This window comes from Streptomyces canus, from assembly GCF_030816965.1.
Taxonomy (GTDB): domain Bacteria; phylum Actinomycetota; class Actinomycetes; order Streptomycetales; family Streptomycetaceae; genus Streptomyces; species Streptomyces canus_E.
In genome coordinates, this window is the sequence record NZ_JAUSYQ010000002.1 from 4,520,199 (window position 1) to 4,544,903 (window position 24,705).

Consider the following 24,705-nt stretch of genomic DNA (forward strand, 5'->3'; position numbering starts at 1 on the left):
TGTACTCAATTTTTCTCCGGAACCAGGGCCTGTCCGGCGGATCAGGCCGGCTTGGAGGAACGGCACCTCATCAGCACAGGTGAGCGGGGTCTGGTGCGTGCAACTGCAAGGCGGAGGAGGGCGTCGACGCGGAGCGTCGGCAACCGACGACAACGCCGCAGATGTGCGTGCCAGACCCCGCGACGCCGGACTGATCCGCCGGGCAGGCCCTAGGCTGCCCCCATGACGAGCAGCGGGGACACCAGTGGCAGCGGGGACATCGTCCGCACGCTCGAGCTGCTGTGGGACGGGGCCCCGCGCCCCAGCCGGGGGCCCAAACCGGGTCTGACGCTGGACCGGATCGTGGAAGCGGCCGTCCGGATCGCGGACGAGGAGGGGTTCGACGCGGTCTCGATGCGCCGGATCGCCACCGAGCTCGGCACCGGCGCGATGTCCCTGTACCGGTACGTCCCCGGCAAGGCCGAACTGCTCGACCTGATGCTCGACCGCGTCCAGCGCCCCTCCGAGAACCCGGCCGACCTCGGCGACGGCACCTGGCGCTCCGCCCTGGAGGCCATGGCCCACGCCACGCTCGCCCTCTACACCCGCCACCCCTGGCTGCTCGGCGTCAACCAGGCCCGCCCGCTGCTCGGCCCGAGCGCGCTGGACGGCATGGAGAAGGTGCTCGGCCGGATCCGCCCGATGGGCCTGACCGACCCCGAGCTGGTGTCGGCGGTCATCATGGTCGACGGGTACGTCGTCGGGGCCGCGCGCACGCAGGTCTACCAGCGGGAGGCGGAGCGCACCTCGGGCATGACGACCGCGGACTTCTTCGCGGCCCAGGCCCCGTTCATCGAGAAGGTCATGGCCACCGGCCGCTACCCGGTCCTCGGCTCCCTCGCCGAGGACACGTGGAGCCCGGAGTTCGACCACTTCGAGTTCGGACTCCAGCGGATCCTGGACGGGCTCGAGGTGTTCGTGGCCGGCCGGCGCGAGGGCTCACGAGCGCCTGAATAGCCGCCGGAGTCCGAAGAGGGCCGCGACGGCCCCCAGGGCGAGGGCGCCGATCTTGATGGTGTCGTCGGAGTTCCCGCCGTCTCTTCCGGAGGCCGAGGAACTCCCGCTCCCGGAGGGCGACTTGGAGCCTCCGTCCCCGGGCGCGTCCTGCGCCTCCACCTCGCTGTCCGCGCCCTCCATGCCGAGCAGGATCTTGGTCCCGTCGGGCGAGTAGGAGACGGACTCCCCCTGCCCGAGCGGCACGCTGATCCGGCCGCCGCGCTTGATGTCGCCGCCGTTCCAGTCGTACCAGACACCGCCGAGGTACCCGCGTACGACGAGCTGCCGGCCGTCGGGCGAGAACGCGGCGTCGGTCGCCCACAGGTCGACGGGCTTGACGGGCTTGAAGACGTTCGTCCCCGAGGGGGAGAGGGTGGTGGGCCCCTCGTAGAGATGCCCGCCGTCCTCGTGCTTGTCGATGATGTAGACGCGCCCGGTCTTGGGGTGGACGACCATCGACTCGGCGTCGCGCGAGCCGTCGGTGTACTTCACGACGTACTGAGTGGCCTTGACGGACTGGTCCTTGAGGACCTTCGGCTCAGGCAGCTGGTAGATCCACACATAGGGCCAGGTGACCCCGTCGTTGTCGCCGATGTCGCCGACCCAGATCTGGTTGTCGGGCCCGATGGCGATGGCCTCGACGTCACGCGGGGTACCCACGCCGGTCATGGTGATCCTGGCGACGGTCTTGCCGGTGGAGCCGTCGACGGCGTACAGGTACGCGCCGGTGTCCTGGTCGTTGTGGGTCCAGTAGATACCCGGGTGCTGCCGCGAGGCGGCGAGCCCGCTGGACTCGGTGATCCGGGGATCGCTGATGGTGAAGCCCTTGTCCCCCTTCCCGTCCCCGTCGGCGGCGGAGGCGGGCACGGCGGCGGGCAGGGTGAAGGCGCCCACGAGCAGGGATCCGGCGAGGAGGGCGAAGGGTCGACGCATGCCCCAAGACTGCCATCCCGACATGTGTGTGAAGGCGCGAGGCCGGACAGGCCCGGGGGGAGGCGTGGCCGGACTCACATGCCGGCGTCCCCGCCGATGATCCATCATGAGCGGATGCTCAGATTCATGCCGGTCGGCGATTCCATGACGATCGGAAGCGCGGGCGAGCACACCTGGCGTTACCGGATGTGGCAGCACCTGCGTGACACCTGCGGCGGCCCCTTCACCCTCGTGGGCCCGCGCGAGACGCTGTACGACAAGGCGGCGGACGCCCCGACGTCGTACGCGTACGCCGATCCCGACTTCCCCCGGGCCCACCTGGCCGGCTGGGGCGAGGGCTGGCTGCACATGGCCCCGCTGATCGGCGACGCGGTTCGGGCACACCGCGCGAACGTGCTCCTGGTGTCGCTGGGCCTGATCGACCTGGGCTTCTACACGAACGCGGAACAGACGGCGGAGAACGTCCGCGCCTTCGTCGCCGCAGCCCGCCGGGCCGACCCCCGGATCCGGATGGCCGTCCTCCCGGTGATCCCCAATGTCCGGGCGGAGTCGGACACGCCCTTCGCGACGGAGGTCACCCGCTTCAACGAACTCCTCGCCAAGGCGATCGCGGACCTGGACGAGCCCCGATCCCCCCTGCTGCCGGTCTCGCCCCCGGAGTCGTACGACATCAACCACGACACCTACGACGGCACCCACCCGAACGCGAGCGGCGAGCGCAAGATCGCCGCGGCTTTCGCGGAGGCGATGCACCAGGCGTGGGATCTGGGCGGGCCCTACGAGGCCGACTGATTCGGCGCTTCGCACACGAACGGGGCGGCGCACTCCGACGAGGTGTCGGGGTACGCCGCCCCGGGGTGGGACGGGGTGCGGGAGCCGGCCCGCGCTGTCATGGCGGTTACTTCGGGTCGGCGTTGAACCTCGCGGTCGACCAGCGGTAGCCGAGCACCGCGAGGCCGAGGCACCAGGCGACGGCGAGCCAGCCGTTGTGGCCGATCCCGGTGCCCAGGAGCAGTCCGCGCAGGGTCTCGATGGCCGGTGTGAAGGGCTGGTACTCGGCGATCGGCTGGAACCAGCCCGGCATCGCGTCGACCGGGACGAACGTGCTGGAGATGAGCGGCAGGAAGATCAGCGGCATGGCGTTGTTGCTGGCGGCCTCGGCGTTGGGGCTGATCAGGCCCATGCCGACGGCGATCCAGGTGAGCGCCGTGGCGAAGAGCACGAGCAGTCCGAAGGCCGCGAGCCACTCCAGGACGCCGGCGTCGGTGGAGCGGAAGCCGATGGCCACGCCGACCGCGCCGACCAGGACCACGCTGATGATCGACTGCAGCACACTGCCGACGACATGTCCGACGAGCACCGAACCGCGGTGGATCGCCATGGTCCGGAAGCGGGCGATGATGCCCTCGGTCATGTCGTTGGAGACCGAGACCGCGGTGCCGATCGTGGTCGAGCCGATGGTCATCAGCAGCAGTCCCGGGACGAGATAGGCGATGTAGTCGGAGCGGTCGCCGCCGCCGATGCCCGCGCTCATGGTGTCGCCGAAGATGTAGACGAAGAGCAGCAACAGCATGATCGGCGTGAGCAGCAGGTTCAGGGTGAGCGAGGGGTAGCGCCTGGCGTGCAGGAGGTTGCGGCGCAGCATCGTGGACGAGTCGCGTACGGCGAGGGAGAGGTTGCTCATCGGACGGTCTCCTTGGGCTGGTCGGTGACGTCGGCGCCGCCGGTCAGGGCGAAGAAGACGTCGTCGAGGTCGGGGGTGTGCACGGTCAGCTCGTCGGCCTCGATGCCGGCCGCGTCGAGCCGGTCGAGGATCGCGCGCAGCTCCGACTGGCTGCCGTCGCTGGGGAGTTGAAGGGCCAGGGATTCGTCGTCCCTTGTGACCTCGCGCAGTGCGGAGGCGGCGCTCCGGTAGGTGTCCGGGTCGGTGAAGCGGAGGCGGACGTGACCGCCGGGAACCAGGCGCTTGAGCTGCTCGGCGCTGCCCTCGGCGGCGATCCTGCCGTCGTGGAGAACGGCGATGCGGTCGGCGAGTTCGTCGGCCTCCTCCAGGTACTGCGTGGTGAGGAAGACGGTGACGCCGTCGGAGACCAGCTCCCTGATGATCTGCCACATGGTGTGCCGGGAGCGGGGGTCGAGGCCGGTGGTCGGTTCGTCGAGGAAGATGATCCGCGGGTCGCCGACCAGGGTCATGGCGATGTCGAGGCGGCGCTTCATGCCACCGGAGTAGGTGGAGGCGGGCTTCTTCGCGGCCTCGGTGAGGTCGAAGCGCCCCAGCAGTTCGGCGGCGACCCGCCGTCCCTCGCTCTTGGGCAGGTGGTGCAGGTCCGCCATCAGGAGCATGTTCTCCTCACCGGTGATCAGCCCGTCCACGGCGGAGAACTGCCCGGTGACCCCGATCGCGGCACGCACGGCCTGTGGCGCGGCGGCCAGGTCGTGGCCGCCGACGCGGATCCGACCGCCATCGGCGCTGATCAGGGTGGAGAGGATCTTGACGGCGGTGGTCTTGCCCGCGCCGTTCGGGCCGAGGAGGGAGAAGATCGTGCCTTCCGGTACGGCGATGTCGATGCCGTCAAGGACGGTCTTGTCGCCGTAGGACTTGCACAGCCCGTTCGCCGCGATGGCCAGGTCGGTCATGAGAGGTGCCCCCTTTTTTTGTTCGTGGGTACGGGCGGTCAGAGGCTGCGGGCGGTGATGTCGCCGTTGTTGGTGGTGGCGCGGATGTCGAGCTCGGTGGTGCCGTCGTTCTTGAGGGCGTTGCTGATGCGGCCGTGGCCGGTGCCGGCGTCCAGGGCGGCGGAGACGCCCGCGGCGGCGCCGACCGAGATGTCGCCGGACTCGGTGCGCAGCACGACCGTGCCGCTCACGGCCTCGGTGATCCGGATGTCGCCCCGCGCGGTGCTGATCTGTGCGGGGCCGCCCAGCCGGCCGACCTCGACGTCGCCGTCGACCGCGGTGAGGCGCAGGCTCGCGGCCTCGTCGATCTTGATCTGGCGGTACGCGCCTTCGAAGGCGATGTCGCCGAGCCGGCCGACGGCCCGGAGTTCGGCGGCGGCCGTCTTCGCCTCGATGCCCGAGCCGGCAGGCAGCTGGACGGTGACCTCGACGGATCCGGAGTTGCCGAGGGTCCGGTTCTTCGCCGCCGGGGCCTCGATCCGCAGGACGCCGTCGTCACCGTAGACGACCTCGATCTCCTCCGCCGCCTTCACGTCGCGGCTCTTGGCGACGTTCGCGGGCAGAACCTCGACCGTGGTGTCGGCGCGGTCGGCGGCGATGAACTGGATGCGTCCAGCGGGGATGTCGAGGACGGCGGAGACGGGGGCGGGGGTCTCGAACTTCTGCATGGTGCTCTCCTTCTTCTGCAGTGGGCGCTCCGTCGGCCCGCTGTTTCCGATGATGGAAAGCTACGTTGCATTCAATGATCCGACAACACAGACGTTGCGTTGAATTTCCATCATTGCAGGTGGCTACCGCTAAATCGTTGCAACGGTCCCGAGCTTAATGCAACATTCCCTGCGCCGCTCGTTGCAATGGATTGGAAGTGAACGCTAGAGTGGAGGCACCGAAGAAGGGCGCACGAAGGAGACCGCGATGCCGGGAGGCAGACTCACCCAGCAGGACCGCCAGCAGATCGCGCTGGGACTGGCCGACGGCCTCGCCTACGCGGAGATCGCCCGACGCCTGGACCGACCGACCTCGACGATCACGCGCGAGGTCATGCGCAACGGCGGCCCCACCGGCTACCGCGCCGACCTCGCCCACCGTGCCACCGAACGTCGCGCTCATCGTCGCAAGCAGGCCGTACCCCGGGGGCCGGAGGCGCGGCCGCAGGCCCACGGGCGCGACCCCGAGGCCGTGCGCGCATATGAGGAGACGCTCACCACCGTCTTCATACAGTCGGGCACGCCCACGATGGCGGCCCGGCTGATGGCCGGCCTCACCCTCAGCGACGCGGGCAGCCTCACCGCATCCGAACTCGTCCAGCGCCTCCAGGTCAGCCCGGCGTCCGTCTCCAAAGCGGTCGCGTTCCTCGAGAGCCAGGGAATGGTCCGCCGGGAACGCGACGCGGGCCGCCGCGAGCGCTACACCGTCGACGACGACATCATGTACGAATCGATGATGGCCAGCGCCCGTGGCACCGCCCAGGTCGCCGAGACCGCCCGGGACGGCGTCGGAGTCCTCGGCCCCGGCACCCCGGCCGCCGTCCGCCTCGAAAACATCGCCCGCTTCCTCGATTTCGTCTCCGAGAGCATCGCCCGCGCCGCGGACCAGGCCCGCGAGGTCCTGCACACGAAACCGGAGACACCCTCGGACAGCGCTACGTGAGCCACTGACGCCCGATGGCGCCGACGAGGAAGCCGGCGCAGGGCCGGACACCGGCACGCAGCTCGCCGTCCCACCGCTCCTTCTCCTCCCCGAGGTAGATGGCCCGGGCGTAGGCGAGGACGGCCCCGTGTCGGAACGGCAGCCGCTCGAGTGCCCAGTCGGCGCCGGCGTCCTTGGACAGGATGCTGTCCGTGGCGAGGGTGGTCCAGACACGGGCGAGGGTGAGCAGTACGTTGCGGGTGTCGTGGTCCAGGTCCGCCATGAGCTGCGGAACCCCGGCGACGATCGCGCGCCTGAGGTCCACGAGGGGTACGGGGTCGAGGAGTTGGGCGGGCGCAGGTCCGTCATCTACGAGCAGTTGCGGACCAAGTACCCGCGGAAGCGCGTGAAGTCCGACGTGCGCGACCGATGTGACGGTGATGGCCGAAGGCGCCACCAGGGCGGAGGGCGGCCACTGGTCCTACGAGGACGTCGAGTTCGTCGCCGAGGTGATCTCCAAGGGAACCGCGGCCAACGACTACGGCCCGAAGAAGACCGCCTACGCCACGGCGGAAGTCCCCGTCCGTCGTCGGCCTCACCCTCAAAACCGATGAGTTCCCCCGCGACTGACTGACAGAATCCGCCGTATGGCGATCATCCACCACACCACCCTCAAGCCCACCAAGCTGGAACTGCTCACCACCTGGCTGCCCACCCGCCCGTGGTACACGGGCACCGGCACACCGGAGTTGACCAAGGGCGGCGGGTTCCGGCTGGACGACCCGGAGGGCGAGGTCGGGATCGAGTTCATGGTGGCCATCGACACCTCCGGCCCCGAACCCGTCGCCTATCTGGCCCCCCTCACCTACCGCGCCGCCCCGCTCCCCGGCGCGGACCACGCCCTCGTCGGCACCATGGAACACGGCGTCCTGGGCCCCCGGTGGGCCTACGACGGCAGCCACGACCCGGTCCTGCGCACCGAACTCCTCGCCCTGTTCGAGGGCCGCACCCAGGCCATGGCCCAGAGCATCAGCGAGACCCCCGACCACGAGGTCACCCACTCCTACACGGGCCCCGGCCTCGCGACCGGCCCCGCCGAGGTCACCGAGGACCAGGACGGCACCGGGCTCGCCCTACCGCACGGCACGGTTCTCCGCGTGCACCGACGCCTGCTGCCCACAGCCCCCGAGGGAACGGCGGGCCATGTCTCCGCGGCCTGGGACGCCCCGGACGGCACCCGCGCCCGAGCCGTGTTCGCGACCCTGCGCACTCTCTGAGACCGGGGATGTCACAGCGGAGGCAGCTGTCTCGTCCCGAGAGGTGCAGGCAAACCTCGATCAAGGAGTGGACGATGAACCTCGCGCTGTGGATCGCCGCCGGACTGCTGGCCGCGGTGGCCCTGACCGGCGGTGTCACCAAGACCTTCGTGCCCAGGGAGAAGCTGGCCGCGGCCCACGGCGGAGGATGGACCGGGGAGGTCGGCACGGCCTTCGTGAAGACCCTCGGCATCCTCGAACTCCTGGCCGCGGCCGGCCTGGTCCTGACCGCCGCCCTCGACATCGCACCGGTCCTGGTCCCCGTGACCGCCATCTGCTGGATCCTCCTGATGATCGGCGCGATGATCACCCACGGCCGCCGCGGCGAGTCCGCGCTCGTCGTGCTGAACCTGGCCTACCTGGCCCTCGCGGTGTTCGTCGCGTGGGGCCGCTTCGGCCCCGAATCCTTCACCGGCTGACCCACGACAACCGAGGAACAGGTATGAGCAGGACCGAGGAGTTCCAGGAGCTACGGCCGCTGCTGTTCTCGATCGCCTACCGGATCCTCGGCAGCGTCGGCGAGGCCGAGGACGCGGTCCAGGAGACCTGGCTGCGCTACGAGTCCACCGCGACCGAGCCCAGATCGGTGAAGGCCTACCTCTCGACCACGGTGACCCGGATCGCCATCGACGTACTGCGCTCGGCGCGCGTCCGCCGCGAGCAGTACGTCGGCGACTGGCTCCCCGAGCCCCTCCTCGACGACCCCTACGAAGACCCCGCGCGGGCGGCGGAACTGGCCGACTCGGTGTCGATGGCGGCCCTGCTGCTCCTTGAGCGGCTCAGTCCGCTGGAGCGCGCGGTGTTCGTCCTGCGGGAGGTCTTCGACTTCGGCTTCCCCGAGGTCGCGTCGGCGGTGGGCCGCTCCGAACAGGCCTGCCGTCAACTCGCGTCCCGGGCCCGGCGCCACATGGCGGCGGGCCGCCCCCGCTTCGAGGCGGACCGGGAAGAACGCGCGGAACTGGCGTCCCGCTTCTTCGACGCCCTCCGTGAGGGCGACGTCGACGGCCTCCAGGGACTCCTCGCCGCCGACGCCTCGATGGTCGGCGACGGCGGCGGCAAGGCGCCACAGCTGGCGAGGGCGGTCGTCGGCGCGGACAACGTGGCCCGGCTGCTCGGCTCGGTCTTCCCGCGGATGGCCCGGATCGAGGTGACCTTCGAGCCGCACCAGCTCAACGGCCAGCCAGGCGCGATCTTCTACGACCGCGACGGCAAGGTCCTCCACACCCTCGCCCTCGACATCCTCGACGGCCGCATCCAGACGATCCGCACGGTCATCAACCCAGACAAGCTCCGACACGTGGGCCCGGTGGCGGACGCGTGGGCGATCGACCGGGAGGTCCGGGCGAGCCGCCCCGCGAGATGACCTCCGGTCACGCCCTCAGCGTCCGGCCTGCCGCCTCCCACAACAACTCCCCCGCCACGAACGGCACCCCGGCCGACGGGACCGACCGCCGGCGGAAGTCCGTCGCGGTTTGCGGGGGCAACAGAAAGTAAGTTTCCAAAGGAATCAGGTGAGCCTGGGAACCTCAGTCACCGGACAGCCGACATCGTGGGTCACCCCCGCCGGCACCGCCGACTGACCGACATCACCGGCGGCAAGGAGACCCCCTTGCCTGGAGCGCGTTCCAGGACGTTGGCTCAGAACATCCCGTTACCGTTCGCCGAAGTCGTCGGCACGTCCTGGATCACGTCCCAGTGCTCCACGATCTTGCCGCCCTGTACCCGGAACAGGTCCAGGACCGCCTGCCCCCGCTCTCCCGGCGCCGGGATGTAGTGGCTGTGGACGGCCACGAGGTCGCCCTCGGCGATGACCCGCTTCGGCTCCACCTTCAGCTGCGGCGCCGCCTTGAAGTACGCCCCGAGCCCGGCCTTCGCCCCGGACAGCCCGTTCGCGATGGTCGGGTTGTGCTGCTCGTACCCGGGCGCCCAGTAGCGGTCGAGCGCGGACAGGTCCTTCTTCACGATCAGCTGGTCGAAGGCGGTGGCCACCAGCTTCTTGTTGTACGTGGTGAGGAAACCGGGGCCGGGCCACGAGGCCTGCGGCCAACTCACCGTGGAGAACATGTCGTTGCCGTTGGCGGTGGTGTCCGGCACGTTCTGCCCGACGTCCCAGTGCTCGGCGATCTTCCCGCCCTGGAAGCGGAAGATGTCGAAGACGGCGGTCCCCCGGGTCCCCGGGGTCATCACCACGTTGGAGTGCACCAGCACGAGATCACCTTCGGAGATCACCCGCTGGACGCGGTACTCGGCGTCCGGGAACTGCTGGTGCACGAACGTGCCGAGGTTCTTCAGCGTCTCGGCGCCGTCGGGCGCGAGGGGGTTGTGCTGGATGTAGTCGGGCCGTACGAAACGGTCCACGACCTTGGTGTCGCCCCGCTCGAACACCCCCTTGAGCACCTCGACGGCGACGGCCTTCTGGTAGCCGAGGCGGGCGGAGTCGCCGTAGCCGGCCTGCACGGAAGGAGCGGTGTGCGGCGCAGCCACGGCCGGTACGGCGGCGGCACCGAGGAGCGCGGCGGAGGCGACGAGGCCGGCGAGGGTCCTGCGGACGGGCTTGGTGGGGGGCACTGGATCTCCTGAGGCTAATATTGAAACTTCAAGCTCACACGCACCACAGGAAAGCACTAACTCGTAGTTAGCGTCAAGATCGCTTGCCTAGAGCGCACTCCACGCCGTTGGCTGGGTAGTCATGAAGTACACGCAGCTCGGACGCACCGGACTCAAGGTCAGCCGACTCGTCCTCGGCACCATGAACTTCGGCCCGCAGACCGACGAGACCGACTCCCACGCGATCATGGACTCGGCTCTCGACGCGGGAATCAACTACTTCGACACCGCCAACGTCTACGGCTGGGGCGAGAACAAGGGCCGTACCGAAGAGATCATCGGCAACTGGTTCGCGAAGAGCGCCGCCCACCGCGACAAGGTCGTCCTCGCCACCAAGGTCTACGGCAACATGGCCGCGGACGGAGAGGCCTGGCCGAACCACGACAAGCTGTCGGCGCTGAACATCCGCCGTGCCGTCGACGCCTCGCTCAAGCGGCTCCAGACGGACTACATCGACATCTACCAGTTCCACCACGTCGACCGCGCCACTCCCTTCGAGGAGATCTGGCAGGCGATCGACACCCTCGTCCAGCAGGGCAAGATCCTCTACGTCGGGTCCTCCAACTTCCCCGGCTACAAGATCGCCCAGGCCAACGAGATCGCCGCCCGGCGGGGCGGCACCATCGGTCTGGTCAGCGAGCAGTGCCTGTACAACCTCTACGAGCGGCGCGCCGAGATGGAGGTCATCCCGGCCGCGCAGGAGTACGGCCTCGGTGTCATCCCCTGGTCGCCGCTGCACGGCGGCCTGCTCGGCGGTGTCATCAAGAAGGAGGCCGAGGGCGGCCGCCGCGCCTCCGGCCGCGCCGCCGACACCCTCGCCGACCCGGCCGCCCGCGCGCGCCTCCAGTCGTACGAGGACCTGCTGGAGAAGCACGGCCTGGAGCCCGGCGAGGCGGCCCTGGCGTGGCTGCTGACCCGCCCCGGCGTGACGGGTCCGATCGTCGGCCCGCGCACGGCACAGCAACTGGAGTCGGCGATCCGCGCGGTGGAGCTGGAGCTGAGCGAGGAGGTCCTGGCAGGCCTGGACGAGATCTTCCCGGGCCCGGGTCCGTCTCCGGAGGCTTTCGCCTGGTAGCGCCCCGCAGGGGCGCGGGGAACTGCGCGACCAGCCACGACGGGCCCGCGTGCCCGGCAACTGGCCGCAGTTCCCCTACCTGCCGAGCGCAGCAGCCAAGGCAACGACGACGAACATCATCACAAGCACACCGGCCATGATCCGGTTCCGGGTCTTCGGGTCCACGCCTCGAGCCTAACCGGCCCCACCCAGCGCCCAACGGCCGACCACCTCATAGCGGGGCTGCTCCCCCGGCACCCCGGACTTCGGAAGGTTGCTCCGCACCAGCGCCAGCTCCTCCACGGTCCACGTACGACTCGTGAACGTGTCGAGCGCCTCCAGACACGGCCGTGCGTCCACCGCCTCCCGACTGCGCGCCAAGGTCAGGTGGGCCTTGTAGCGCCGGTGCTCCCCCATCTCCACCCCGGCCTTCCGCCCCGCCGCCTCCGCCCGCTCCGCCAGCAACCGCAGCGCCGGCAGCTCGCCCGAGGCCCCCGCCCACAACGCCCTCCCGTGCCCGAACTGCCCACCGCCGCGCACGGCCAGCGGGAAGGGAGCCGTCCGCCGAGCCGCCCGCTCCAGCCGCTCCGACAGCTCCGGTACGACGTCGTCGTCGACCTCGCCGTAGAAGGCGAGCGTGAAGTGCCAGCCCGGGCGGCCGGTCCAACGCAGCCCCTCCGCGCCGGGCAGCTTCCTCAACTCGGCGACCACGGCGGCGAGTTCCTCGGTGACATCCGGCGGGGGCAGCACCGCGGCGAAGAGTCTCATGGGGATCAGCCTGTCACCATGAGGGCATGGAGATCAGCATCAGGGACGGCGGGCCCGACGACATACCCGTGATCCTCGGCATGCTCGACAGCTGCGTGAAGTGGCTGGTCGCGCAGGGACGTCCCGGCCAGTGGGGGACCGAGCCGCTGTCCAGGAGCCCCAGGACCGTGGAGTCCGTCGCCCGGTACATCGACGAGGGCACGGTGTTCATCGCAGAGGCCGACGGCGTCCCGGCCGCGACCCTCACGATCACCGACGCGCCCGGCGCCTATCTGGACCGTCTTCCGCCGCCCGGCGAGCCCGAGCGGTACATCCACTGGCTCGCCTCGGACCGCCGCTTCAAGGGCCACGGCGTGGGCAGTGCCCTCCTCGCGCACGCCGCCGAGGAAACCCGGCGCGCGGGCGTCGCCCTGTTGCGGGTGGACTGTTACGCGGGCGACGACCGCAAGCTGGTCGCCTACTACGAGGCCAACGGCTTCGCCCCGACGGAGACCTACACCGCCGGGGCGAACAACGACTGGCCGGGCCAGGTACTGGCCATGCGGGTGCTGCCGTAGAACTCAGGCCGCCGCGGCCAGTTGCTCCTGCGCCTCGCGCGGCACGAACCGGACGTGCGGGTGACCGTGGTTCCAGCCCACCGACAGGCGCAGGTTGCCGACCCTGGCCAGGACCAGGCCGATCGTGACGGCCGCCGCCGCGGCGATCGCGCCGCCCGACGCGAGGCCGGCGCGGACGCCGTACGCGTCGGTGATCCAGCCGGCGATCGGCGCGCCCACCGGCGCTCCGCCCATGAACACCATCATGTACAGGGCCATCACGCGGCCCCGCATCGCCGGGTCGGTGCTCATCTGGATGCTGCTGTTGGCGGTGACATTGACCGTCATGCCGAACATCCCGATCGGGGCCATGAGCAGGGCGAACAGCCACAGCGAGGGGGCGATCGCGGCCACGATCTCCAGCGTCCCGAAGGCCACCGCGCCCGCCAGCAGCACCCGCATCCGGGCGGTGCCGCGCCGGGCCGCGAGCAGGGCGCCGGCGAGGGAGCCGACGGCCATCAGCGTGTTGAAGAGGCTGTAGGAGCCGGCGCCCGCGTGGAAGACGTCGTCGGCGAAGGCGGACAGGTAGACGGGGAAGTTGAAGCCGAAGGTCGAGACGAACCCGGCCAGGACGATGGTCCAGATCAGCTCGGGGCGGCCGGCCACGTAGTGCAGGCCCTCCCGCAGCTGTCCCTTGGCGCGTGGGGCGCGCTCGACGACGTACAGCTCACGCGCCCGCATCATCATCAGGCCGATGAGCGGGGCGACGAAGGACAGGCCGTTGGCGAGGAACGCCCAGCCGGTGCCCACGCCGGTGATCATGACACCCGCGACCGCGGGGCCGACCAGACGGGCCGACTGGAAGTTCGCGGAGTTCAGGCTGACCGCGTTCTGCAACTGGTCGGGGCCGACCATCTCGGAGACGAAGGACTGGCGGGCCGGGTTGTCGACGACGGTCGCGAGACCCACGACGAAGGCGGCGAGGTAGACGTGCCAGACCTCAACGTGGCCGGTCAGAGTGAGGGCGGCGAGCACGACACCGGTGGCGCCCATCGCGGACTGCGTGAACAGCAGCGCGCGGCGCTTGGGCAGCCGGTCGACGAGGACACCGCCGTAGAGGCCGAAGAGCAGCATCGGCAGGAACTGCAGGGCCGTCGTCACGCCGACGGCGGTGGCGGAGCCGGTGAGGCTGAGCACCAGCCAGTCCTGGGCGATGCGCTGCATCCAGGTGCCGATGTTGGAGACGACCTGGCCGACGAAGAACAGGCGGTAGTTCCTGACCTTCAGCGAGCTGAACATCGAGGACTTGCGGGGGTCGTGGGTGGTCGGTGCGGGGGCGGAGTGTGCTCCGGATCCCGTACTCAAAGTGCGTTCGCCTCCTCTTTGTGGCTTACAGGTGTGCGAGCTTCTCCAGCACGGGGGCGGCTTCGCGCAGTTTCGCCCACTCGTCCTCGTCGAGGCCGTCGACCAGGGTGGCCAGGAAGGCGTTCCGCTTGACGCGGCTCTCCGCGAGCATGGCCTCGGCCTGCTCGGTCTTCGTGACGACCTTCTGGCGCCGGTCCTCGGGGTGCGGCTCCAGCCGGACGAGTCCCTTGGCCTCAAGCAGCGCCACGATGCGGGTCATCGACGGCGGCTGGACGTGTTCCTTGCGGGCGAGCTCGCCCGGGGTGGCCTTGCCGCAGAGGGAGAGGGTGCCCAGCACCGACATCTCGGTGGGGCTGAGCGACTCGTCGACCCGCTGGTGCTTGAGCCGACGGGACAGTCGCATCACGGCTGATCGCAGGGAGTTCACGGCGGCAACGTCGTCGCCATGGGTAAGGTCCGGCATCTCTTTAGCGTAACTCATTACTCTCGCTAAACAAGCTCGCGCGCACGGGGATTCCCGTGACTCCGGCCACTGAAACCCGATCTTCACCCATACGAGTGAGTCGACGGCGGAATGTGAACGCCGCTCGGCGCGGGCGGCGACCCTCGTCCTCATGGGGACCAGCGTGCTCAGCCTGCGGATAGACGGGGAGCTGCTCGAGCGGCTCCGCGACCATGCGGCCAAAAGGGGGATGAGCGTCCAGGACTATGTGATCCGAACGCTCATCCGGGACGACTTCGACGAGCGGTTCCAGACCGCCGTCGACGAGACCGAGAAGTTCTACGGCGTCACGTGAGAGCGGGTCACGTCAGGCCCAGCGCCGGCATCAGGTAGAAGAAGCCGAACACCGCGGCCACGACGTACATCGGCACCGGAACCTCCCGGCCCCGCCCGGCCGCCAGCCGCAGCACCACGAAGGTGATGAAGCCCATACCGATGCCGTTGGTGATCGAGTAGGTGAACGGCATCATCACCATCGTGATGAAGGCCGGGATCGCGATGGTGTAGTCGGCCCAGTCGATGTCGCGGACCGAGTTCGCCAGGATCATGAAGCCGACCGCGAGCAGCGCAGGGGTGGCGGCCTGCGACGGGACCATGGTGGCGACGGGCGTCAGGAAGAGGGCCAAGGCGAAGAGACCGCCGGTGACCAGGTTCGCGAGGCCGGTGCGAGCACCCTCGCCGACGCCGGCCGTGGACTCCACGAAGGCGGTGGTGGCCGATGAGGAGCTCGCGCCGCCCGCGGCGACCGCGAGACCGTCCACGAAGAGCACCTTGTTGATGCCGGGCATCTGCCCCTGGGCGTCGGTGAGCTTGGCCTCGTCGGAGACGCCCATGATCGTGCCCATCGCGTCGAAGAAGCACGACAGCAGGACCGTGAAGACGAAGAGGATGCCGGTCAGCACGCCGACCTTGTCGAAGCCGCCGAAGAGGCTGACCTTGCCGAGCAGACCGAAGTCGGGGGTGGCGACCGGGTTGCCGGGCCACTTCGGGGCCGTGAGCCCCCAGGAGGGGACCTTGGCGACCGCCTCGATGATCATCGCCACGACGGTCATGGTGACGATCGAGATCAGGATGGCGCCGGAGACCTTGCGGACGATGAGCGCGAGGGTCAGCAAGGCGCCCAGGATGAACACCAGGACGGGCCAGCCGTCGAGGTGGCCGTCGGTGCCGAGCTGGAGCGGGACGGTGGTCTGGGCGACGTCCGGGATGCGGGAGACGAAGCCGGAGTCCACGAGCCCGATCAGCATGATGAACAGGCCGATACCGATGGAGATCGCCTTGCGCAGCCCGAAGGGCACCGCGTTCATCACACGCTCGCGCAGACCGGTGGCGACCAGCAGCATCACGACGAAGCCCGCCAGGACCACCATGCCCATCGCGTCCGGCCAGGACATCCGGGGCGCGAGCTGGAGCGCGACGACCGAGTTCACACCGAGGCCCGCGGCCAGCGCGATCGGGACGTTGCCGACCACGCCCATGAGGAGCGTGGTGAAGGCCGCGGTGAGGGCGGTCGCGGTGACCAGCCGGCCGTTGTCCAGCTGATGGCCGTACATGTCCTTGGCGCTGCCGAGGATGATCGGGTTCAGCACGATGATGTAGGCCATCGCGAAGAACGTGGCGAAGCCGCCCCGGATCTCCCGGGGCAGGCTGCTGCCCCTCTCGGAGATCTTGAAGTAGCGGTCGAGGGCGGTCGGCATTGGATGTTCCTACGAGTGGAATGAGACAAGGACAGACATAAACCGTTTCAGTATGAACGTATACGTCGACCAGGACCATCTCCGCGCGTAGATGTGATCGCCTCGTAAGCTGTCCCCATGGCCGGTTTTTTTTCGGGACCCATCAGGCACGAGGCGCCGGAGCCGCTGGAAGGGCCCGTCGTCGCCACCGTCACCGGTGGCACGATCCTCTGGTTCGTGCTCTTCCTCGTGCAGCTTCCCTTCTACGGCTGGTTCGCGGACCACGACCACACCTGGTGGCTGTGGACCTGCCTGGCCGGGGGCGTGCTCGGGCTGTACGGCACCTGGTACGTGCGGAAGCGGGACGCGGCGATCAAGAACGCGGCCACCACCGACTCCGCCGCCACCCCTGCTGCCGAGTGACGAGCGTCCCCTAGTACCACGGCATCACTCGCCCCTTCCCGTCTCCTCCCCAGGTCGGAACTTCCGGTCACTCGGCGGGTGAAGCCGCAAAACCGCACGTACCGTCGAATGCATGACGCACACCGACGCGGGCGCCGAACTCGACCCTGTGCACCCCACGACGCTCCGGGCACCGGCCGCGGGCGGACTCACCGCGGCCGAGGTCGCCGAGCGGGTGACGCGAGGACAGGTCAACGACGTGCCGGTGCGCAGCAGCCGGAGCCTGGGGGAGATCGTCCGGGCGAACGTCTTCACCCGGTTCAACGCGATCATCGGTGTGCTCTGGCTGGTCATGCTGTTCGTCGCGCCGTTCCAGGACAGCCTGTTCGGGTACGTCATCCTCGCCAACACCGGGATCGGCATCATCCAGGAGTGGCGGGCGAAGAAGACCCTCGACTCGCTCGCGGTGATCGGCGAGGCCCGGCCGACGGTACGGCGGGACGGGACCGCGTCCCAGGTCAGCACCTCGGAGATCGTCCTCGACGACCTCATCGAGATCGGGCCCGGCGACAAGGCCGTGGTCGACGGGGTGGTCGTCGAGGCCGACGGCCTGGAGATCGACGAGTCGCTGCTGACCGGTGAGGCCGACCCGGTGGTGAAGCGGCCCGGCGACCGGGTGATGTCGGGGAGCTTCGTGGTCGCCGGCGGCGGCGCCTTCGAGGCGACCAAGGTCGGCCGCGAGGCCTACGCCGCCCAGCTCGCCGAGGAGGCCTCCCGGTTCACCCTGGTCCACTCCGAACTACGCTCGGGCATCTCCACGATCCTCAAGTACGTGACGTGGATGATGGTCCCGACCGCGATCGGCCTGGTCATCAGCCAGCTGTTCGTGAAGGACAACGACCTCAAGGACTCCATCGCCCGGACGGTCGGCGGGATCGTGCCGATGGTCCCGGAGGGGCTGGTCCTGCTGACCTCCGTCGCCTTCGCCATCGGCGTCATCCGCCTTGGCCGGAAACAGGCCCTCGTCCAGGAACTTCCGGCCATCGAGGGCCTCGCCCGCGTCGACACGGTCTGCCTCGACAAGACCGGCACCCTCACCGAGGGTGGCATGGACATCACCGAGCTCAGGCCGCTGGAGGGCGCCGACGAGTCGTACGTACGAAAAGTCCTGGGCGCCCTCGGTGAGTCGGACCCGCGGCCGAACGCCTCCCTCCAGGCGATCATCGACGCCTACCCGGACGTCGAGGAGTGGCGCTGCACCGAGTCGCTGCCCTTTTCCTCCGCCCGCAAGTACAGCGGGGCCTCCTTCAGCGAGGGCGACGGCGAGTCCAGCACGTGGCTGCTGGGAGCGCCGGACGTGCTCCTGGCGTCCGGCGACCCCGCCCTCGCCGACACCGGGCGGCTCAACGAGCAGGGACTGCGGGTGCTGCTGCTGGCCCGGGCCTCCCGCGACCTCGACGATCCCGAGGTCGCCCGGGGAGCGCGGCCGACCGCCCTCGTCGTACTGGAACAGCGGCTGCGGCCCGACGCGGCCGACACCTTGCGGTACTTCGCCGACCAGGACGTCCGCGCCAAGGTCATCTCCGGCGACAACGCGGTGTCGGTCGGGGCGGTGGCGGCCAAGCTCGGGCTGAACGGCAGCGTGGTCGACGCACGTCAGCTGCCCGCCGACCCGGACGGGATGGCGAAGGCGCTCGACGAGGGCACGGTGTTCGGGCGGGTCACCCCGCAGCAGAAGCGGGACATGGTGGGGTCTCTGCAATCGCGCGGACACACGGTCGCGATGACCGGTGACGGGGTCAACGACGTGCTCGCCCTGAAGGACGCCGACATCGGGGTGGCGATGGGCTCCGGGTCGGAGGCCACGCGGGCGGTCGCGCAGATCGTGCTGCTCGACAACAGTTTCGCGACGCTGCCGTCCGTCGTCGCCGAGGGGCGACGGGTCATCGGCAACATCACCCGGGTAGCGACGCTGTTTCTGGTGAAGACCGTGTACTCGGTGCTGCTGGCGATTTTCGTGGTGTGCTGGCAGGTCGAATACCCCTTCCTGCCACGGCACCTGACTTTGCTGTCGACGCTGACGATCGGCGTCCCGGCCTTCTTCCTGGCCCTCGCGCCCAACAAGGAACGGGCGCGACCGCACTTCGTGCGGCGGGTGATGCGGTACTCGGTCCCGGGCGGGGTGGTGGCGGCGATCGCGACCTTCGTGACGTATCTGATCGCCCGGCACCACTACACGGGCACCGGCGCGTTGGACGCGGAGACGAGCGCGGCGACCCTGACCCTGTTCCTGATCTCGATGTGGGTGCTGGCGATCATCGCCCGCCCGTACACCTGGTGGCGTCTCGCGCTGGTCGCGGCGATGGGCCTCGGGTTCGTCCTGGTCCTGGCGGTGCCGTGGCTCCAGGACTTCTTCGCGCTGAAGCTGGTGGGGGTGACGATGCCGTGGATCGCGGTCGGCATCTCGGTGGTGGCGGCGGCCGCCCTGGAACTCCTGTGGAGGTGGGTGGACCGCCGCGGTTCCGCTTAGCGCTGGGCTTTGGCCGAGTAGTTCTCAGCACAGCCCCGCGCCCCTGAAGGGGCGCGTTTTACTGGACGTCTACGTAGTCGCCGGCCGCGCTCACCGCAGGGGTGGTTGTCGTGCCCGCGAAGCTGTAGCGGTAGTAGCCGTCGACGGTCGCGGTGGTCGTGGTCTTCAGGGCGCCGGTTGAGCTGGTGTTGATGGTCTTGAGGGTCGTGTAGGTGCTGGCGCCCTTCTTGCGGAACTGGAGCTTCACCGGCTGGGTCGAGTAGCCCGCGTAGGTGTTGGTGTCCCAGTTGGCACGGGCGAGCTTGCCCGTGACGGTGATCGTCTTGCCCTTCTTCACCGGCTCGGGGGACGCGTTGACGGTGAGGGTGGACCTGCGCTGGAGGTGGGTGGTGCCGAGACCGCCCTGCCAGGTGACGCCGTTGTCGGCGTTGACCGCGAGGGCGCCCAGCTTCCAGGTGCCCGCCTCACTGCTGATGAGGTCGCCGTCCTCGTCGGAGCCCTTCGGACGGAACTGGATCTTCGCCGTGCACTTCAGCACCGTCGAGGAGGACGCCGTGCAGGTGCCGGGGGTGTCACCGCCGAGCACGTCGTCGGAGTTCTCGCCGAGCGTGGTGCCGCGGTAGAGCACGGGCCCGGTCTGGAAGGAGCTCGCGCTCAGGTTCTCGGGCTTGTTCACGGTGTAGGTCGCGGAGACCGTGACCATCGCGGTCGAGCCGACCACGATGTTCTTGCCGCTGTTGACCTTCAGGCTGGAGAAGGTGACGGCGGGCCCGGCCGTGGCGGCCTGCGCGGCCGGCACGGCGAAGGCGGAGAGTGCCACGGCGCCGGAGGCGACGAGGACGAGGGCGCGTATGCGCATGTGCGTTCCCCATGAGGAGAGAAGGATCTCGGAGTCTGATGACTCAGTCCGTAGATCCGTCACTCACGCGACTGGTTGTACGCGTGGGGCATGATTTTGTCCGCACATGCGCAACGCTTTACTTCTCTTCGACCTACTTGACGTCGACGAAGTCGCCCGCGGCGTTGACCGCCGGGGTGGTGGACGTGCCCGCGAAGCTCCAGCGGAAGAAGCCGTCGACCGTGGCCTTGACCGTGGTCTTCAGGTCACCCCTGTTGTTGGTCTTGATGGTCTTCACGGTGGTGTAGGTGTTGGAGTCCTTCTTGCGGAACTGCAGCTTCACCGGCTGGGCCGTGTAACCGGCGTACTTGCGGGTCTCCCAGTTGGCCCGCGTCAGCTTGCCGGTGACGGTGATGGTCTTGCCCTTCTTCACCGGCTCGGGAGACGCGTTGACGGTGAGCTTCGAGAGGCGCTGGACCCGGTGGGTGCTGTAGAAGTCGTTCCAGTAGACGCTGCCGGCCTCGTCGTTGGCGAGAACACCGGCCGTGACGTGCCAGGTACCGGCCAGCGCGTTCATGTACAGGTCGCTGCCCGGGACAGCCGTGATGGTGAGCTTGCAGTTCGAGGTGGTGGCGTTGACCGCGGTGCAGCTGGCTGCCTCCTCGTTCGGCGGGAGCCAGCCGTCGACGTTGTCCAGGTCCTTGCCGTGCCACAGGTCGATGTAGGCGTCCTGGATGCCGGCGGAGTGGCTGGCCGTCAGGGAGACGGTGAACTTCTTGGCGGCCGTCGTACCGACGACGACGCCCTTGGCACCGTTGATCGTCACCTTGGAGACGACCGGCAGCTCTTCCGCGGCGGCAGCCGTGCTCATCGCCGACCGGGAGACGCCGAAGCGCTCGGCGGCGGTGGTCTTGTCGATACCTCCGTCGGCGGCCTGCGCGGCCGGAACGGCGAGGGCGGAAAGGGCCAGGGCGCCGGTGACGGCGGCCACGGTGGCACGTATACGCATGTGTTCCCCACGTGAGATGAGTGAGTCTGTGTGACCCACTGATCAGATAAACCAGTGGGGCGAAAGGTTGCACGACTGGTAAGAGTTTTGTGTGAGCATCGTCTACGCCCTCGTCCGTTATCCGAAGGATGACGACTATCCGGACTCAACCACCGACGTCACCGCGGTCGGCGGGCAAGCCTGGGCAGAACTCCTGACAACCCCGCTGGAGCAACTGGTCGACGTGTATCCCCTGACGCAGGAGCACGCCGAGCGTGTCCGGCAGTTCACCGGTGTCACGCTCGACCTGGAGAGGTACGAGTACTTCCTGGAGCCGGAGGAGGACCCGTCCCTGTGAACGGCCGACTCGCCATCTCCCGCTTCCCGAAGGACGACGGGTTCCTCGATTCGTCCGTTGACGTCACCGCCGTCGGCGTGGACGTCCTCGCGGACCTCGTGGGCATTCCGCCGGCCGAGCTCGTCGGCGATGTGCCCCTGACACAGGAGCATGCCGAGCGTGTCCGGCAGTTGACCGGAATCACGCTCGACCTGGAGACGTACGACTACTTCCTGGACCCCAGCTCCGGCTGAGACGCTCAGTCGAACCAGCGGTCCCTGGCCAGTTCCTCCGTGCGCGTCGGGTCCTCCAGCAGGGCCGCCACCTCGAAGCGCCGTGGCCACTGACGGGCCGCCCAGGCGAGGCCCGCCGCCACGCCCTCCAGGGTGGACGCGTGCAGGACGCCGTCGTTCGTCAGGCGCCAGTCGATCTCCACGCCGTCGACGACGAGTTCCTCGTGCTCGACATATGAGGACGGGGTGCCCGCGCCCAGCAGGATCCGTACCGACTCCGGGACCTCGTGCTCCGTGCCCTCGGAGTCCACCGAACCCGTCACCGACTCGCTCAGGCGGCGGACCTGGAAGAGTTCGGCCAGCTCCGCGGCCCGGGACGGGCGGACCGGCAGCAGGGGGACGCCCTCCGTGAAGGGCAGCAGGTCAGGCGAGTCGACGACCACCGCGTCGGCCGCGTCCACGACCTCGACCCGGCCGTCGGTGACGGCCCGCAGCTCGTCGGGGAGGGTGACCTGTTCGGGGTCCAGGTCGGCCAAGGCGCTGTAGAGGGCGTGCAGTTGGGATCCGGTCACCGGTCGGTCGGGGTCGGCGAGGCGGTCCAGCAGCTCCGCCGCTCCGCCCGGCTCCGCAAGCAGCGCGGCCACCGACGTCCGCACCCCCAGCGCCCGCAGGACCTGCTCGTCGTCGAACCCGGTCGCGTCCGCCTCGTCGTACAGGCCGCGGAGGAGGGGGTCGCCCCCGGCCGCCAGCAGACCGGCGGGGCGGCGGCCGTCGAGTACCGGGTTCCCGCGCAACCACCAGGCGGTGTACGGCCGTACGAGTTCATGTGTGCCGTCCGGCAGGAGGATGCGGACCTGCTGGGTGATCGCGTCCCGGAGAGGCGGCTGGGCCAGCAGGGCCAGCGCCTCGGGCCACTTGTCCTCGTCGACCAGGTCGAGGTCGCGTACGGCGACCAGTTCGGTGGCGACCGGCGGTACCGGCGTGTCCGGGAAGCGGTCGAGGATGTCCTCGCACCACACGTCCACGGCGTCCAGGAGACCGGCGTCGTCCGGTTCCGCGAAGTCGCCCTCGCGGGGCTCCAGTTCGTCCGGGTCCAACACCACGTCCGTGGCCCGGACCAGGGCGAAGTTGGCGAGCACTCCACAGGCCGCGAGGGGCTGTTCGCCCCACTTCCCGGCCAGTTCGGCGTCCACGTAGGCGAGTTCGTCCTCACGCATGACCTGGGCGAACGGGCTGCCGGGCAGGACGAGTTCACCGGCGGGGACCAGTTCACCCTCCTCGTCCGGCAGGGCGAGGGCGCCCAGCCACGGCTCGTCGCCGGGCTCGAGTCCCGCGTCCCGGACGAGCGCGAGGACGGTGTCGGCCAGCTCCTCGGCGTCCGGGGTGTCCTCCTCCCAGCTCATCCCGCCGTCGTCGTCCAGGGAGGCGGCCACGGCAGCCCGTACCTGGGGCGTGGTGAGCACCGCGCGCGACGTCGCGGGCAGCGCGCCGAGCTTCTCGAGGAGCGGGTGGGCGGCGGCAGGGTGGGCGACCTTGAGGCCGAGCCGGGCGAGGATCTCGGGGTCGATCAGGGGCCCGTCCGAGGTGGGCAGCAGCACCTGCCGGGGCCCGATGGTCGTACGCCCGTCGGCGAGCGGCACGGGAAGGCCGGAGAGCCGGTCGGGGTCGACGCCCGCGAGGCTGTCGTAGAGCCGCTGCCACCACTCCGGCTCCTTCTCGAGCCCTGCGAGCCGGTCGACGGCGTCGGTCAGCGGGATACGGGCGACGCCCAGCGTCCGCAGTTCCACACGCCGTTCGAGACCGGCGGGCAGCAGGGTGGGCAGGACTTCGGCGAGCACCCGTACGGTGTCGGCACCGGCGCCCTCGACGACCTCGGCCTCGCGCGGGCGGAGGACCTCCGGGAGATCGTCGGTGGGTTCGTCTGCGGGCGGGAGGACAGCCGGGAGGGCGGGCGGGAGAAACGCGGTTCGCGGGAGGCGGTCGAGAATCGCCTGCCGCAGCGCCCCGTCCAGCTCACCCTTCCCCAACGGGCCGGGCACCAGCCCGATGATCCCTTCGCTCACCGGCCGCCAGCCGGCGAGGAGTTCGGCGTACACGTCCGCCGCACGCTGCACGAGGAAGTCGGTGAGCGGTCCGGGTGCCGCGTGCCGGCGGGTGGTGTCCAGCGGGAAGGACGCGATGAGCAGCGCGGGAACACCGAGCGGCTCGTCGCTGGGCGTCGGAGCGTGCACGACGGGGCTGGTGCGGGGGTGGGCCGGGGTGCCGTCGGTGTCGGCGGGCACGGCCCAGGTGAGCGACCAGTGCGGCCGCAGCCGCTCCTCGACGGGTCGGCCGACGAGGAGTTCGGGGGTGAGCGGCCCGTGCGCGGACGCCGTACGCCATCGGGTCGTACCGTCTCGCGAGTCCTCCACGACGATGAGGTCGCCCTCGGTGCGGCGGCTGATCGTGCGGGTCGTGTCCGTCTCGATCACAACCTCCTCGAGCCCGGGGAGGGCGAGGAGGAGAGCGTCGTCGACGGCGTTCAGGAGGCGCTCGGCGAGGTCGGCGGCGGCGGTGTCGCGCAGCGGGAGGATGACGACGGTGTCGTAGGGGTCGGGCGCGGTGCCCTCGGCGGCGAACGGGAGGCGCAACAGCGGGACATGGCCGTCGCGGCGGCGGATCTCGTCGCCGAGCCCGGGACTGTGCCGTGCCGTGTCGGCGGCGTGCTCGCGGGCCTCGGCGAGGGACCAGCGGACCCCGCCGTGCCGGCCGACCAGGGCGGGCTCGTCGGTGACGGCGAGCACGGCGGCGAAGCCGACGCCGAAGCGGCCGATCGAGCCGTCCTGGTTGTCGCGTTTGGCGGAGGCACGCAGGGTGGAGAGGGACTCGACACCGGCCGCGTCCAGCGGGGCACCGGTGTTGGCGGCGAACAGGACGCCCTCGCGGAGGGTGAGCCGGAGCCGTCCCGGCACGCCCGCCCTGGCCGCCGCGTCGGCGGCGTTCTGCGCGAGCTCGACGACGAGTCGGTCCCGGTACCCGCCGAGGACGAGGTCCTCCTCGGCGTTGGCGTCCTCCCGGAACCGGGCGGGGCTGGTGGCCCAGGCGTCCAGCACCCCTCGCCTGAGCCGGGCGGTCCCGAACGGGTCGGCACCCTCGGCGGCGGGCCGCACGAACTTGCTCACGTTCACACTCTCCTCGTCGGCGTGACGACGAAGGTACCGCGATGGGCGGGGACCGTGACTCAGGGAGGGTTCGCGGACGCCGAACGGGCGGCGGGGTGTGCGCCCCGCCGCCCGTCGGT

27 protein-coding genes are annotated in these 24,705 nt (G+C 69.9%); 14 read left to right on the plus strand and 13 right to left on the minus strand.

The features are described 5' to 3' along the window. Positions 1-222: 222 nt before the first annotated feature. On the plus strand, positions 223-996 hold the full coding sequence (locus QF027_RS21580; protein ID WP_307076391.1) for a TetR/AcrR family transcriptional regulator: 774 nt from the start codon (positions 223-225) through the stop codon (positions 994-996). Here QF027_RS21580 and QF027_RS21585 read toward each other — a convergent pair. Continuing rightward, positions 979-1,968, minus strand: coding sequence for a WD40 repeat domain-containing protein (locus QF027_RS21585; RefSeq protein ID WP_307076393.1), 990 nt, complete (start codon positions 1,966-1,968; stop codon positions 979-981). The two genes, QF027_RS21580 and QF027_RS21585, sit on opposite strands and share 18 nt — an antisense overlap. 114 nt (positions 1,969-2,082) lie before the next feature. On the opposite strand from QF027_RS21585, the gene QF027_RS21590 reads away from it, so the two are divergent. Further along, positions 2,083-2,760, plus strand: coding sequence for a GDSL-type esterase/lipase family protein (locus QF027_RS21590; RefSeq protein ID WP_306979768.1), 678 nt, complete (start codon positions 2,083-2,085; stop codon positions 2,758-2,760). 106 nt (positions 2,761-2,866) lie between these two features. Here the strand turns inward: QF027_RS21590 and QF027_RS21595 are convergent, their stop codons facing one another. From QF027_RS21595 to QF027_RS21605, 3 genes are read right to left on the minus strand one after another with little or no spacing between them, the layout of a single operon-like run. Beyond that, complete coding sequence (locus QF027_RS21595) at positions 2,867-3,652, minus strand: ABC transporter permease (RefSeq protein ID WP_306979766.1); 786 nt, start codon at positions 3,650-3,652, stop codon at positions 2,867-2,869. Next, positions 3,649-4,605, minus strand: coding sequence for an ATP-binding cassette domain-containing protein (locus tag QF027_RS21600; RefSeq protein ID WP_307076395.1), 957 nt, complete (start codon positions 4,603-4,605; stop codon positions 3,649-3,651). Before QF027_RS21600 ends, QF027_RS21595 begins: the two co-directional genes overlap by 4 nt. A gap of 38 nt (positions 4,606-4,643) precedes the next feature. After that, positions 4,644-5,312 (minus strand): DUF4097 family beta strand repeat-containing protein, encoded by a 669-nt coding sequence (locus QF027_RS21605; protein WP_307076397.1) that lies wholly within the window; start codon positions 5,310-5,312, stop codon positions 4,644-4,646. Between the two features lie 247 nt (positions 5,313-5,559). Here QF027_RS21605 and QF027_RS21610 point away from each other — a divergent pair, with 247 nt between their 5' ends. After that, on the plus strand, positions 5,560-6,294 hold the full coding sequence (locus tag QF027_RS21610; RefSeq protein ID WP_306979760.1) for a GbsR/MarR family transcriptional regulator: 735 nt from the start codon (positions 5,560-5,562) through the stop codon (positions 6,292-6,294). On the opposite strand, the gene QF027_RS21615 is transcribed toward QF027_RS21610, so the two are convergent. Beyond that, entirely contained in the window at positions 6,287-6,598 is a 312-nt protein-coding gene (locus tag QF027_RS21615; RefSeq protein WP_373432424.1) for a DUF4111 domain-containing protein, read from the minus strand. The two genes, QF027_RS21610 and QF027_RS21615, sit on opposite strands and share 8 nt — an antisense overlap. A 115-nt stretch (positions 6,599-6,713) precedes the next feature. Here QF027_RS21615 and QF027_RS21620 point away from each other — a divergent pair, with 115 nt between their 5' ends. From QF027_RS21620 to QF027_RS21635, 4 genes are all read left to right on the plus strand, one after another. Beyond that, entirely contained in the window at positions 6,714-6,887 is a 174-nt protein-coding gene (locus QF027_RS21620) for a hypothetical protein (protein ID WP_307076399.1), read from the plus strand. A gap of 33 nt (positions 6,888-6,920) precedes the next feature. Further along, positions 6,921-7,550, plus strand: a complete 630-nt coding sequence (locus QF027_RS21625; protein ID WP_307076401.1) for a maltokinase N-terminal cap-like domain-containing protein — start codon at positions 6,921-6,923, stop codon at positions 7,548-7,550. A 74-nt stretch (positions 7,551-7,624) separates the two neighbouring features. After that, entirely contained in the window at positions 7,625-8,008 is a 384-nt protein-coding gene (locus tag QF027_RS21630; RefSeq protein ID WP_307076403.1) for a DoxX family protein, read from the plus strand. 23 nt (positions 8,009-8,031) lie between these two features. Next, the gene (locus QF027_RS21635; protein ID WP_307076406.1) at positions 8,032-8,952 is read left to right on the plus strand and encodes an RNA polymerase sigma-70 factor; all 921 of its coding nucleotides are present in this window, start codon (positions 8,032-8,034) and stop codon (positions 8,950-8,952) included. Positions 8,953-9,227: 275 nt separating this feature from the next. Here QF027_RS21635 and QF027_RS21640 read toward each other — a convergent pair whose 3' ends face one another. Then, positions 9,228-10,157: a nuclear transport factor 2 family protein gene (locus tag QF027_RS21640; RefSeq protein ID WP_307076408.1), complete on the minus strand. Its 930-nt coding sequence runs from the start codon at positions 10,155-10,157 to the stop codon at positions 9,228-9,230. A 121-nt stretch (positions 10,158-10,278) separates the two neighbouring features. Here QF027_RS21640 and QF027_RS21645 point away from each other — a divergent pair, with 121 nt between their 5' ends. Further along, complete coding sequence (locus tag QF027_RS21645) at positions 10,279-11,271, plus strand: aldo/keto reductase (protein WP_307076409.1); 993 nt, start codon at positions 10,279-10,281, stop codon at positions 11,269-11,271. A gap of 174 nt (positions 11,272-11,445) precedes the next feature. On the opposite strand, the gene thpR is transcribed toward QF027_RS21645, so the two are convergent. Beyond that, positions 11,446-12,018, minus strand: a complete 573-nt coding sequence (gene thpR, locus QF027_RS21650; protein WP_307076411.1) for an RNA 2',3'-cyclic phosphodiesterase — start codon at positions 12,016-12,018, stop codon at positions 11,446-11,448. Between the two features lie 26 nt (positions 12,019-12,044). Here thpR and QF027_RS21655 point away from each other — a divergent pair, with 26 nt between their 5' ends. Beyond that, positions 12,045-12,575, plus strand: a complete 531-nt coding sequence (locus tag QF027_RS21655) for a GNAT family N-acetyltransferase (RefSeq protein WP_307076412.1) — start codon at positions 12,045-12,047, stop codon at positions 12,573-12,575. Positions 12,576-12,578: 3 nt separating this feature from the next. On the opposite strand, the gene QF027_RS21660 is transcribed toward QF027_RS21655, so the two are convergent. Then, positions 12,579-13,919 carry an MFS transporter gene (locus QF027_RS21660; protein ID WP_373432050.1) on the minus strand — a complete coding sequence of 447 codons (1,341 nt, stop codon included), beginning with the start codon at positions 13,917-13,919 and terminating at the stop codon, positions 12,579-12,581. 25 nt (positions 13,920-13,944) lie between these two features. Further along, positions 13,945-14,382 (minus strand): MarR family winged helix-turn-helix transcriptional regulator, encoded by a 438-nt coding sequence (locus QF027_RS21665; RefSeq protein WP_306979741.1) that lies wholly within the window; start codon positions 14,380-14,382, stop codon positions 13,945-13,947. A gap of 151 nt (positions 14,383-14,533) precedes the next feature. Between QF027_RS21665 and QF027_RS21670 the strand changes: the two genes are divergently transcribed. Then, a complete protein-coding gene (locus tag QF027_RS21670) occupies positions 14,534-14,716 on the plus strand; it encodes a hypothetical protein (protein ID WP_030317890.1) in 183 nt (60 codons plus the stop codon). 7 nt (positions 14,717-14,723) lie between these two features. Here QF027_RS21670 and QF027_RS21675 read toward each other — a convergent pair whose 3' ends face one another. Next, positions 14,724-16,118 (minus strand): NCS2 family permease, encoded by a 1,395-nt coding sequence (locus QF027_RS21675; protein WP_306979739.1) that lies wholly within the window; start codon positions 16,116-16,118, stop codon positions 14,724-14,726. 117 nt (positions 16,119-16,235) lie between these two features. Between QF027_RS21675 and QF027_RS21680 the strand changes: the two genes are divergently transcribed. Continuing rightward, positions 16,236-16,520, plus strand: a complete 285-nt coding sequence (locus QF027_RS21680; RefSeq protein ID WP_306979737.1) for a DUF2530 domain-containing protein — start codon at positions 16,236-16,238, stop codon at positions 16,518-16,520. 112 nt (positions 16,521-16,632) lie between these two features. Further along, the gene (locus tag QF027_RS21685; RefSeq protein WP_307076414.1) at positions 16,633-19,029 is read left to right on the plus strand and encodes a cation-translocating P-type ATPase; all 2,397 of its coding nucleotides are present in this window, start codon (positions 16,633-16,635) and stop codon (positions 19,027-19,029) included. Between the two features lie 58 nt (positions 19,030-19,087). On the opposite strand, the gene QF027_RS21690 is transcribed toward QF027_RS21685, so the two are convergent. After that, complete coding sequence (locus QF027_RS21690) at positions 19,088-19,888, minus strand: hypothetical protein (RefSeq protein WP_307076415.1); 801 nt, start codon at positions 19,886-19,888, stop codon at positions 19,088-19,090. A gap of 133 nt (positions 19,889-20,021) precedes the next feature. Next, the gene (locus tag QF027_RS21695) at positions 20,022-20,876 is read right to left on the minus strand and encodes a calcium-binding protein (protein WP_306979730.1); all 855 of its coding nucleotides are present in this window, start codon (positions 20,874-20,876) and stop codon (positions 20,022-20,024) included. 91 nt (positions 20,877-20,967) lie between these two features. Here QF027_RS21695 and QF027_RS21700 point away from each other — a divergent pair, with 91 nt between their 5' ends. Together QF027_RS21700 and QF027_RS21705 are read left to right on the plus strand one after the other, a co-directional pair. Next, the gene (locus QF027_RS21700; RefSeq protein WP_307076418.1) at positions 20,968-21,213 is read left to right on the plus strand and encodes a DUF7683 domain-containing protein; all 246 of its coding nucleotides are present in this window, start codon (positions 20,968-20,970) and stop codon (positions 21,211-21,213) included. Then, the gene (locus tag QF027_RS21705) at positions 21,210-21,446 is read left to right on the plus strand and encodes a DUF7683 domain-containing protein (RefSeq protein WP_306979725.1); all 237 of its coding nucleotides are present in this window, start codon (positions 21,210-21,212) and stop codon (positions 21,444-21,446) included. The genes QF027_RS21700 and QF027_RS21705 overlap by 4 nt, the downstream gene beginning before the upstream one ends. 5 nt (positions 21,447-21,451) lie before the next feature. Here QF027_RS21705 and QF027_RS21710 read toward each other — a convergent pair whose 3' ends face one another. Then, a complete protein-coding gene (locus tag QF027_RS21710; RefSeq protein WP_307076420.1) occupies positions 21,452-24,586 on the minus strand; it encodes a sacsin N-terminal ATP-binding-like domain-containing protein in 3,135 nt (1,044 codons plus the stop codon). Positions 24,587-24,705: the final 119 nt, after the last annotated feature.